We start from the raw sequence: 10,289 nt of genomic DNA, 5'->3' as shown, positions 1-10,289 counted from the left end.
TTCGAGCTTCGAGCTTCGAGCTTCGAGCTTCGAGCTTCGAGCTTCGAGCTTCGAGCTTCGAGCTTCGAGCTTCGAGCAGATCGTGTTCCCAGCCTCCGCACTGTCAAGCTTCCCGCTCACCGCTCGAATCTCGTGACTCGTGACTCGTGACTCGTGACTCGTGACTCGAGCTTATGCGTCCTCTTCGGGGAAACGCAGTGGGTTGAGGCTGCGTTTCACTGCCTTGAGTTGTTCGGCGAGCTTGGGGCCGCGGGTCTTGGCCACGCCCACCGCCAGCACATCGACCAGCACCAGGTGAGCGATGCGTGAGCTCATCGGCGTATAGATCTCGGTGTCTTCGTGCACGTCGATATAAAGCGGCAATGTCACTTCACTAGCCAGGGGGGTGTCGCTCGGGCACAGGCCGATCACCGTGGCGCCGGCGTCGCGCGCCAGACGCACGCTGGCCACCAGCGCCCGGGTGCGGCCGGTCTGGGAAATCGCCACGACCACATCTCCCTCCTTGAGGGTCGCCGCCGACATGTTCTGCATGTGCGGATCGTTATAAGCGGCCGTGGAAATCTGCAGGCGGAAGAACTTGTGCTGGGCATCGAAGGCAACCGCCCCGGAGGCACCGAATCCATAGAATTCCACGCGATTGGCCATGGCCAGCGCATTGATCGCCTGGCTCAGCGATTCGTTGTCCAGCCGGTCGCGTACCGAGAGCAAGGTGCCGACGGTGGAATCGAAGATGCTTTGGGAGAATTCCGCCACCGAGTCGCTGTCGTTCATCGAGAACTGAGCAAACTGGCTACCCGTCGCCAGCATCTGCGCCAGCTTGAGCTTGAAGTCCTGAAAACCGTTGCAGCCCAGTGCCCGACAGAACCGCACCACTGTTGGCTCACTGACCTTGGCCTCAGTGGCCAGGTCTACGATGCGCATGTGGATAACTTCTTCGGGATTGCGCAGCACGAAACGCGCCACCTTCTGCTCGGAGCGGCGAAAGTGCTCCATGCGACGTCTCATCTCATCGAACAGGCCAAGGCTCACGCGGCACTCCTTCGTTGTTACGGCTCACGGGCATGATTCTCGGCACCCCGCGCATGTGTTGAGGATCTCGATGCACACAGTATGCCCCAAGCTATGTAGCAATGCGCACCCAAGTGTTCAGCGAGACAATGCAGGCTTTAGTTGACGCGGCGTCATCATTCTGTCAAGTGGGGTATAGTAAGAAGTGCAGTGTCGGGCAGCGTCCAGGATGCCGGCACACTCACTGCAGACAGGAGAGTCGATCATGCATAAAGCCGAACGGGTAACCTCCGTCAAGAGCGAACTTCTCGACATCTTCATGAGCATGGAAGTCAGCGAACATGAGCAGCGCTCCCGTTCCGCGGCCCAACGCAATCTGCGTGCCCGCCGTGGTATCGAGCTCCACGAGGAGTTCAAGCGCCTGAGCCAGGATATCGCCGAGCTTCCCGAGGACGGACCGAGCGACGACATGCACTGATCGCCAACCTCCCGAAGCGGCGCACGACGCCAACACGGAGCCCCGCCGAAGCGGGGCTCACGGGAGTGTCACACTCGAGAATGCGGTGCCTTCAGCCCCTTAGAGGCTGGAAATGAACACCACAATCACGCCCAGAGGCGCGATGAAGCGCGAGACCAGGGTCCAGATCTTGGCACCAGTATCGCCGAGCTGCAGTTCCCGACACACACCGTCACGATCCAGCACCCAGCCGACGAAGATGATCGCGAACAACCCGGTCAACGGCAGCAGATACTTGCTGGTCAGGGTGTCGAGGAAGTCGAAGACGTTGAAGCCGAAAATCAACACATCGCTCCACACATTGAAGGCGAGCAGTGCGGCGATGCCCAGAATCCAGGTTGCCACGCCGGCAACCAGAGTCGAACTGATACGCGACAACGGCGTACGCTCTTCAACGAATTCAACCACTGGCTCGAGCAGCGAAATGGCCGACGTCAGGGCAGCAAAGGTCAACAGCAGGAAGAACAACAGTCCCAGAATGACACCGCCTGTCATATTGCCGAAGGCCAGCGGCAGGGTAACGAAGATCAGTCCCGGTCCAGAGTCGAGATCGAGGCCATTGGCAAAGACGATGGGGAAGATCGCCAGGCCCGCAACCAGGGCCACTACGGTATCGAGAATGATCACCGTACGGGCGGTCTTGAGCAGGTTGACCTCCTTACCCAAGTAGGAGCCATAGGCCATCATGATGCCCATGCCCAGCGAGAGGGTGAAGAAGGCCTGCCCCATGGCAGCCAGCACGACACCACCGTTCAGCGCACCGAAATCGGGATTGAACATGAACCCGAGTGCTTCGCCGAAGTGACCGGTGGTCATGCCATAGCCCACCAGTACCAGCAACAGCACGCCGAGCGCGGGCATCAGAGTGCGCACGGCGCCCTCCAGCCCCTTGGTCACGCCGCGGGCAACGATGCCGATCACCAGCAGCATGAAGACCGAATGCCCCAACAACAGCAGTCCGGGATTACCCAGCATGCCGTTGAACAATCCACCGATGCCATCGGCATCCTGACCACTGAAGGCGCCGGTCACCGAACTCAGGGTGTAATAGAGCGACCAGCCACCGATCACGCTATAAAAGGACAGGATGAGGAAGGCACCGAGAATGCCGCTGATCCCCACGATCATCCAGATACGTGGTTGCCCCGCCGACTTGGCCAGATCGGCCATGGCATTGGCCGGGTTGTTCTGGCCGCGACGACCGACCAACCACTCCGCCACCAGGATCGGCAGGCCCACCAACGCGATACATAACAGGTAGATCAACACGAAGGCCGCGCCGCCGCTGTCGCCTACCATGTAGGGGAATTTCCAGATATTGCCCAGGCCGACCGCAGAACCGGTCGCCGCGAGGATAAAGGTCAGCCGAGATGACCACTGTGCATGGGAAAGTTTCGACATGTTTCACCTTGAGGGTACGTGTCGTCATCGATCGATCGGATGCGATAACGGCGTTGTGCTTGTAGTCGCCACGTTCACAGCGCACTGGATCACAAAGCGCTGCTTTCAAGGGCATGATAGGTGCCGATGCAGGATCACTGCCAAGACGGCCACCCGCGGACATCGTACGACGCAGCGGGAATGCCTGAAGGGCACTGCGGAAAAATCACGCAGGATAAGCGCAGAATCCTGCAATACCCCATGGCAAGTGACGATCAAGCCGTAAAAATATCCGATCATACGCTTGATGGCCAGTCATCGACATGCGCTTTGCCATAAGAATCAGAACAGCTCGGCCTGTCGCTCCCCGGCGAATTCGGGCAGGGGCGATAATCCGATCTGCCCGGCGAGGGCATCATAGAGGCGTCGCGCCATCTGCGGAGAGTGACGATTATCGGCGGTATGCACAAAAAGGAAAGGCGTTATCCCCTGCTTTATCCACAGACTTATCCTGGCGATCCAGGGCTGGAAGTAATGCATATTGATCTCGGCATCGATATGGCCGATAAAGCGCACCACAGGAAAATCTCCTGTGGAAATCACATGTAACGGGCGCTTGGGCTTTTCTCCCTGGGCCTTGATCATGCCAGGATGGCCTTGGGCCGTTGTGGAGAACAGCGGGCGGACATCGAGCATGACCCGATTGACACCGTGACTTATCAACAACCTGTTGAGTTCTGTCTCGGCCGTCCCCTTGTGGAAAAATTCACTATGGCGAACCTCGACACCACAGGGAATGTCGCTTGGCCAGCGTGTCAGCAATGCCTGAAGCTTGGGAAGCTCATCGGCACCGAAATCCCGGGGTAACTGGACCAGCATAGGGCCAAGCCGAGTCCGCAGAGGATCGAGTGCCTCGAGAAAGGCATCGAAAGACGCCTCGATGTCTTCCAGACGACGCTCATGCGTCAGGTTTGACGGCAGCTTGAAGCAGAACCGGAAATCGGCCGGCACCTGGTGCGCCCAGGCCGCCACGGTCTCCGCCTTCGGTGCCCCGCTATAAAAGGTGGTATTGCCCTCGACCGCCGAAAAGACCCTGGCGTAATCGCCGAGGTGGCCTTCCGTAGCTCCATGGGGTGGATACAGGCTGCCTCGCCAGGCATCGTTGGCCCACATCGGTAACCCCAGGTGCAATCGTCCATTCATCGCTGTATATCCATCCCTTTCCCCGTTGGCACCGCCCACTCTCGGCACATGAACCGAGGGTCACACTATACGAGCCACCGCCCCCTCGATCACCTTTCTCCTTGATCCCCCTTCCCCGTGAGGCGCCATCCCTCCCACCATGCCGCCTTTCCGGAGTTTTCGTTGTTCGATGATGCTTCCCGATGGTACAAATCGTCGCAGGACACCATATCTTCACAACGTGTGCTATCTTGGCACCATATGTAGTATAATTGAGGTGTCGCTGTCATAGCGGCCCTATCCAGGGTTTCGGCCCGCCGAGCTGTGTTGAGACTGTTTTAAGCGAGAATCTATATCATGTTCATTAAGATTTATAGCTCACCCGACTGCATGCAATGTCACGCCACCTACCGTGCTCTCGACAAGCAGGGTCTCGACTACACCGTAGTGGATATCAGCAAGGAGCCCGAGGCGGCCGACACCGTTCGCCAGCTCGGCTATCGCCAACTGCCCGTGGTGGTTGCCGCAGACGAGCACTGGTCCGGTTTCCGTCCGGAGCGCATTCGTCAGCTGGCCAGCTGATACGGAGACGAGCGTGAGCGAACTGGTCTATTTCTCGACGCAATCGGGCAATACACGACGTTTCGTGGAGAAGCTCGGCTTGCCCGCCCAGCGAATACCGCTGAGCCGCAATGAGAAAGCCCTGCGTGTGCAGCACCCCTTCGTTCTGGTGGTACCCACCTATGGTGATGGCGACCCCCGTACGGCGGTGCCGGCCCCGGTGATCCGCTTTCTCAACGATGAGCACAACCGCGCCCTGATCCGGGGCGTGGTGGCGGGCGGCAATACCAACTTCGGCAGCGCTTACTGCCTGGCGGGCCGTGTCATTGCTCAAAAGTGCCAGGTACCGCTGCTTCATCGCTTCGAGCTGATGGGAACCCCCGAGGATGTCGCCAAGGTACGCGAGTGCCTGGCCATGGAGATCGACGATGCTGGATGACACCCTGACTCACCCCGACGAAACAGAGGAAACGGCAATGGCTAACGCCGATCATGCGGCGCCGAAGGTGCTGGACTTTCATGCGCTCAATGCCATGCTCAACCTCTATGACACTGACGGCCGCCTGCAGCTGGATGCCGACAAGGAAGCGGCACGTCAGTATTTCCTCCAGCACGTCAATCAGAACACGGTGTTCTTCCACACCCTGGAAGAGAAGCTGGATTACCTGGTCGAGGAAGGCTATTACGAAGGAGAAGTACTCGCACAGTACGATGCGGCCTTCGTCAAGGCGCTGTTCGATCAGGCCTATGCGCTGAAGTTTCGCTTCCAGAGCTTCCTCGGCGCCTTCAAGTACTACACCAGCTACACCCTCAAGACATTCGATGGGCGCCGTTATCTGGAGCGTTTCGAGGATCGCGTCTGCATGGTCGCCCTGACTCTGGCCCGTGGCGACGAGGCACTGGCCCGAACCCTGGTCGACGAGATTCTGCATGGCCGTTTCCAGCCCGCCACACCGACCTTCCTCAACTGCGGCAAGCAACAGCGCGGCGAGCTGGTCTCATGCTTCCTGCTGCGGATCGAGGACAACATGGAATCGATCGGCCGCGCCATCAACTCGGCGCTGCAACTCTCCAAGCGCGGCGGCGGAGTGGCCTTCTCGCTCAGCAATGTTCGTGAATCCGGCGCACCGATCAAGCGCATTGCCAACCAGTCGTCGGGCGTTATCCCGATCATGAAGCTACTGGAGGACGCCTTCTCGTACGCCAACCAATTGGGCGCACGCCAGGGGGCCGGGGCGGTCTACCTCAACGTGCACCATCCCGATATCCTGCGTTTTCTCGATACCAAGCGCGAGAATGCCGACGAGAAGATCCGCATCAAGACTCTGTCGCTGGGCGTGGTGATTCCCGACATCACCTTCGAGCTGGCCAAGCGCAACGAGCCGATGTATCTGTTCTCGCCTTATGATGTCGAGCGCGTCTATGGCGTGCCCTTCGGCGACATCAGCGTGACCGAGAAATACCAGGAAATGGTCGACGATGCGCGCATCCGCAAGACCAAGACCGATGCCCGGGAACTCTTCCAGACACTCGCCGAACTGCAGTTCGAATCCGGCTACCCCTATGTGCTGTTCGAGGATACCGCCAATCGCGACAACCCCATCGCCGGGCGTATCAACATGAGCAACCTCTGCTCGGAAATCCTGCAGGTCAATTCGCCCAGCGAGTACGACGACGACCTGGATTATCGCCATACCGGCGAGGATATTTCCTGCAACCTGGGTTCGCTCAACATCGCCCGGGTCATGGACTCCCCGGATTTCGGAACCAGTGTCGAGACGGCCGTGCGCGCCTTGAGCGCGGTCTCCGAGATGAGCGACATTCGCTCGGTTCCCTCTATCGCCGAGGCCAATGCCAGATCCCACGCCATCGGCCTGGGACAGATGAACCTGCATGGTTTTCTGGCCCGCGAGCACATTCATTACGGTTCCGAAGAAGGGCTGGATTTCACCAACATCTACTTCTACACCATCACCTATCACGCCGTACGCGCCTCGAACCGGCTGGCCATCGAGCGTGACGAGCGCTTCGCCGGCTTCGAGAATTCCGCCTACGCCAGCGGCAGCTACTTCGACAAGTACACCGAAAACGAATGGCAACCCCGGACACAGCGGGTCCGCGAGCTGTTCGACAATGCCGGCATCCAGATCCCCACGTGCGAGGACTGGCGCGAGCTCAAGGCTTCAGTGATGCAACATGGCCTGTTCAACCGCAACCTGCAGGCAGTACCACCAACCGGCTCGATTTCCTACATCAATCACGCCACCTCGAGTATTCACCCGGTGGTGTCGAAGATCGAGATCCGCAAGGAAGGCAAGCTGGGCCGCGTCTACTATCCGGCGCCCTACTTGAACGATGACAACCAGGACTACTATCGCGACGCCTACGAGATCGGTCCCGAGAAGATCATCGACACCTATGCCGAAGCCACCCAGCACGTCGACCAGGGCCTGTCGTTGACCCTGTTCTTCCGCGACACTGCCACCACGCGGGACATCAACCGCGCGCAGATCTATGCCTGGCGCAAGGGCATCAAGACGATCTACTACGTGCGGCTGCGCCAGGCGGCACTGGAGGGGACAGAGGTGGAAGGGTGTGTGTCCTGCACCCTCTAAGAGAGCATTTCCAGGCTCTCAATGACAGTAGGTGCCGGAAAGCCACCTCCTGAAGCAACGGTTTTTACTTCTCTCGGAGCGCCACCACGCCCCGCATGACAACCGGATGAGATGAACGCCATGACCGCTCGACTGAAACGCGTCGATGCCATCAACTGGAACCGCCTCCAGGACGAAAAGGATCTCGAGGTGTGGAACCGGCTCACCAGCAACTTCTGGCTACCGGAGAAAATTCCGCTGTCCAATGATGTGCCATCGTGGAACACCCTTAACGAACGCGAGCAGCAACTGACCATTCGGGTCTTCACCGGCCTGACGCTGCTCGACACCATTCAGGGCACGATCGGCGCGCCGGCACTGATCGAGGATGCAGTGACGCCCCACGAAGAAGCCGTGTTCACCAACATCAGCTTCATGGAATCGGTGCACGCACGCTCCTACAGCTCGATCTTCTCGACGCTGTGCGCCACCCGCGATGTCGACGACGCCTACCGCTGGAGCGAGGAAAACACGCACCTGCAGAACAAGGCGGAGCTGATCCTCGATCGCTACCGCACCGACGACCCGCTGATGCGCAAGGTCGCCAGCGTATTCCTCGAGTCCTTCCTGTTCTATTCAGGATTCTACCTGCCGATGTACTGGTCGAGCCGCGGCAAGCTGACCAATACCGCCGACTTGATTCGCCTGATCATCCGTGACGAGGCCGTACACGGCTACTACATCGGCTACAAGTTCCAGCGTGCCCTGGAGCAGGAATCCGCCGAGCGCCAGCGCCAGATCAAGGACACCACCTACGACCTGCTGCTCGACCTCTACGACAACGAGGTCCAGTACACCGAGTCGCTGTATGACGAGGTCGGCCTGACCGAGGACGTCAAGGCATTTCTGCACTACAACGCCAACAAGGCGTTGATGAACCTGGGTTACGAGGCGCTGTTCCCGAACGCCACCGAGGCCGTCGACCCGGCCATTCTGGCCGCGCTCTCGCCGGGCGCCGAAGAGAACCACGACTTCTTTTCGGGGTCGGGCTCTTCCTATGTGATCGGCCGCACCGAGCGGACGGAAGACGAGGACTGGGCCTTCTGAGCTCATTCCCGCTGCGCTTCATACCAATACGACAACGCCGGGGCCCAGGCCCCGGCGTCATCTTGTGGACATCCCCCCAAAGGGCCGTGGCAGCTCGCTACTCCACCGTCACCGACTTCGCCAGGTTGCGGGGTTGATCCACATCGGTGCCCTTGAGCACCGCGACATGGTAGGACAGCAACTGCAGCGGCAAGGTGTAGAGGATCGGCGCCAACGCCTCCTCGATGGGCGGCAGATGCAGGACCCGGATGCCATCGTCGCTGGACAGGCCGACGCCTTCGTCGGCGAAGACGAAGAGCTCGCCCCCCCGCGCCCTGACCTCCTGAAGGTTCGATTTCAACTTGTCGAGCAGCTCGTCGTTGGGCGCCACCGAGACCACCGGCATGTCGCTGTCGACCAGCGCCAAGGGACCATGCTTGAGCTCTCCCGCCGGATAGGCCTCGGCGTGGATGTAGGAGATTTCCTTGAGCTTGAGCGCCCCCTCCAGTGCCACCGGGAAGTGGGCACCACGGCCTAGGAAGAGAGCATGGTGCTTCTCGGCGAAGGCCGTGGATAAGTCTTCGATCTGCGCATCCAGCGCCAGAACCCGCTCGACCTGGGCGGGAAGCCTGCGCAGGGCCTCGACCAGGCTCGCCTGTTCCTCTTCATCCTGGCCATGAACGCGGCCCAGCGCCAGGGTCAGCAGCATCAGGGCGGTCAACTGAGTGGTAAAGGCCTTGGTCGAGGCCACGCCAATCTCCGGGCCGGCCCGGGTCATCAGCGTCAGGTCGGACTCGCGCGCCAGGGAGCTGCCCGGCACATTGCAAATGGCCAGGCTTCCCAGGTAGCCACTTTTCTTGGCAAAACGCAGCGCTGCCAGGGTATCGGCGGTCTCACCGGACTGGGATAGCGTCACGAAAAGCGTGTTCTCGGGCACCACTACTTGGCGATATCGATACTCGGAGGCAACCTCCACCTGCACCGGTATGCCGGCGTAACGCTCCAGCCAGTAGCGCGCCACGAGGCCAGCATGATAGCTGGTTCCGCAGGCCACCAGATGAATCTGGGCAGCCCTGGAGAACAGCGCCTCGGCGCCGGGGCCGAAACTCTCCACCAGCACCGAGCGATCGCCGAGCCGACCCTCAAGGGTCTCGGCGATGACCGCCGGCTGCTCGTGGATCTCCTTGAGCATGAAGTGACGATAGTCGCCCTTGCTGGCACTGCCATCGCCATGCTCGAAGGTCTGGATCTCACGCTCGACGACCTGACCCGAGGCATCGAAGACCTCGATACCGCCGCCGGCGGAGAGCCTCACCACATCACCTTCCTCGAGGTAGATGAAGCGATCGGTGACCTGCAGCAAGGCCAGTGGATCCGAGGCCAGGAAGGCTTCCTCGATGCCGACCCCAACCACCAGGGGGCTGCCCTTGCGCGCGCCGATCACCACATCCGGCTCGTTGGCATGGATCACGCCCAGGGCATAGGCACCATCAAGCCGCGCGATCACCGTCTGTACCGCCGTCAGCAGATCCACGGCACGTGCTTCGCGCTCTATCAGGTGTGCGATGACTTCGGTATCGGTCTGGGAAGTAAAATCGTAGTCGGCGCTTTCCAGCTCAGCCCGAAGGGCTTCGTGATTCTCGATGATGCCATTGTGCACCACCGCCAGACGCTCGCCGGACTGGTGAGGATGAGCATTTTCTTCGCTGGGACGCCCGTGGGTCGCCCAACGGGTATGCGCGATGCCGCTGTGGCCGGTGAGCGGCGACGCCTCCAGCTTTTCCTCGAGAGCCGCCACCTTGCCCAAGGCCCGACGACGTTGCAGACGTCCGTCGGTGCCCCGTACGACCATGCCTGCCGAATCATAACCGCGATATTCCAGGCGCAAGAGCCCTTCACGCAGGATTCCTTGTACGTTGCGCTGGGCAACGGCACCAACGATGCCACACATACCGAATCTC

The 10,289-nt window shown here is 60.2% G+C and carries 9 protein-coding genes; 5 read left to right on the top strand and 4 right to left on the bottom strand.

Annotated elements, in window-relative coordinates; translation table 11 throughout:
* Window positions 1-171: 171 nt before the first annotated feature.
* The gene (gene hexR, locus FZZ93_RS14465; RefSeq protein WP_149323023.1) at window positions 172-1,029 is read right to left on the bottom strand and encodes a transcriptional regulator HexR; all 858 of its coding nucleotides are present in this window, start codon (window positions 1,027-1,029) and stop codon (window positions 172-174) included.
* A 244-nt stretch (window positions 1,030-1,273) separates the two neighbouring features.
* Between hexR and FZZ93_RS14460 the strand changes: the two genes are divergently transcribed.
* Window positions 1,274-1,486, top strand: coding sequence for a PA3496 family putative envelope integrity protein (locus tag FZZ93_RS14460; RefSeq protein ID WP_149323022.1), 213 nt, complete (start codon window positions 1,274-1,276; stop codon window positions 1,484-1,486).
* 99 nt (window positions 1,487-1,585) lie between these two features.
* On the opposite strand, the gene FZZ93_RS14455 is transcribed toward FZZ93_RS14460, so the two are convergent.
* Both FZZ93_RS14455 and FZZ93_RS14450 read right to left on the bottom strand, forming a co-directional pair.
* Complete coding sequence (locus FZZ93_RS14455; protein ID WP_149323021.1) at window positions 1,586-2,926, bottom strand: sodium-dependent transporter; 1,341 nt, start codon at window positions 2,924-2,926, stop codon at window positions 1,586-1,588.
* 321 nt (window positions 2,927-3,247) lie between these two features.
* Window positions 3,248-4,108 carry a DUF72 domain-containing protein gene (locus FZZ93_RS14450; RefSeq protein WP_149323020.1) on the bottom strand — a complete coding sequence of 287 codons (861 nt, stop codon included), beginning with the start codon at window positions 4,106-4,108 and terminating at the stop codon, window positions 3,248-3,250.
* 336 nt (window positions 4,109-4,444) lie between these two features.
* Here FZZ93_RS14450 and nrdH point away from each other — a divergent pair, with 336 nt between their 5' ends.
* The 4 genes from nrdH (at window position 4,445) to nrdF (ending at window position 8,349) form a co-directional block, all read left to right on the top strand.
* Window positions 4,445-4,669 (top strand): glutaredoxin-like protein NrdH, encoded by a 225-nt coding sequence (nrdH, locus tag FZZ93_RS14445; RefSeq protein ID WP_149323019.1) that lies wholly within the window; start codon window positions 4,445-4,447, stop codon window positions 4,667-4,669.
* Window positions 4,670-4,682: 13 nt separating this feature from the next.
* Window positions 4,683-5,087, top strand: coding sequence for a class Ib ribonucleoside-diphosphate reductase assembly flavoprotein NrdI (gene nrdI / locus FZZ93_RS14440; protein ID WP_149323018.1), 405 nt, complete (start codon window positions 4,683-4,685; stop codon window positions 5,085-5,087).
* On the top strand, window positions 5,077-7,263 hold the full coding sequence (nrdE, locus tag FZZ93_RS14435) for a class 1b ribonucleoside-diphosphate reductase subunit alpha (protein ID WP_246146226.1): 2,187 nt from the start codon (window positions 5,077-5,079) through the stop codon (window positions 7,261-7,263). Before nrdI ends, nrdE begins: the two co-directional genes overlap by 11 nt.
* Window positions 7,264-7,374: 111 nt before the next feature.
* Window positions 7,375-8,349, top strand: a complete 975-nt coding sequence (nrdF, locus tag FZZ93_RS14430; RefSeq protein ID WP_149323017.1) for a class 1b ribonucleoside-diphosphate reductase subunit beta — start codon at window positions 7,375-7,377, stop codon at window positions 8,347-8,349.
* A 97-nt stretch (window positions 8,350-8,446) separates the two neighbouring features.
* Here nrdF and glmS read toward each other — a convergent pair whose 3' ends face one another.
* Window positions 8,447-10,279, bottom strand: coding sequence for a glutamine--fructose-6-phosphate transaminase (isomerizing) (gene glmS / locus FZZ93_RS14425; RefSeq protein WP_149323016.1), 1,833 nt, complete (start codon window positions 10,277-10,279; stop codon window positions 8,447-8,449).
* Between the last annotated feature and the right edge of the window lie 10 nt (window positions 10,280-10,289).

It is taken from the genome of Halomonas eurihalina (genome assembly GCF_008274785.1).
Lineage (GTDB): Bacteria > Pseudomonadota > Gammaproteobacteria > Pseudomonadales > Halomonadaceae > Halomonas > Halomonas eurihalina.
Note: the sequence above shows the minus strand (reverse complement) of the source record. Positions and strands in the feature narration are given on the sequence as shown.

Bases quoted from the DNA above. Each gene is read 5' to 3' on its own strand.
- FZZ93_RS14460 (WP_149323022.1), top strand. From the start codon at position 1,274: ATGCATAAAGCCGAACGGGTAACCTCCGTCAAGAGCGAACTTCTCGAC.
- FZZ93_RS14455 (WP_149323021.1), bottom strand. From the start codon at position 2,926: ATGTCGAAACTTTCCCATGCACAGTGGTCATCTCGGCTGACCTTTATC.
- FZZ93_RS14450 (WP_149323020.1), bottom strand. From the start codon at position 4,108: ATGAATGGACGATTGCACCTGGGGTTACCGATGTGGGCCAACGATGCC.
- nrdH (WP_149323019.1), top strand. From the start codon at position 4,445: ATGTTCATTAAGATTTATAGCTCACCCGACTGCATGCAATGTCACGCC.
- nrdE (WP_246146226.1), top strand. From the start codon at position 5,077: ATGCTGGATGACACCCTGACTCACCCCGACGAAACAGAGGAAACGGCA.
- nrdF (WP_149323017.1), top strand. From the start codon at position 7,375: ATGAACGCCATGACCGCTCGACTGAAACGCGTCGATGCCATCAACTGG.
- glmS (WP_149323016.1), bottom strand. From the start codon at position 10,279: ATGTGTGGCATCGTTGGTGCCGTTGCCCAGCGCAACGTACAAGGAATC.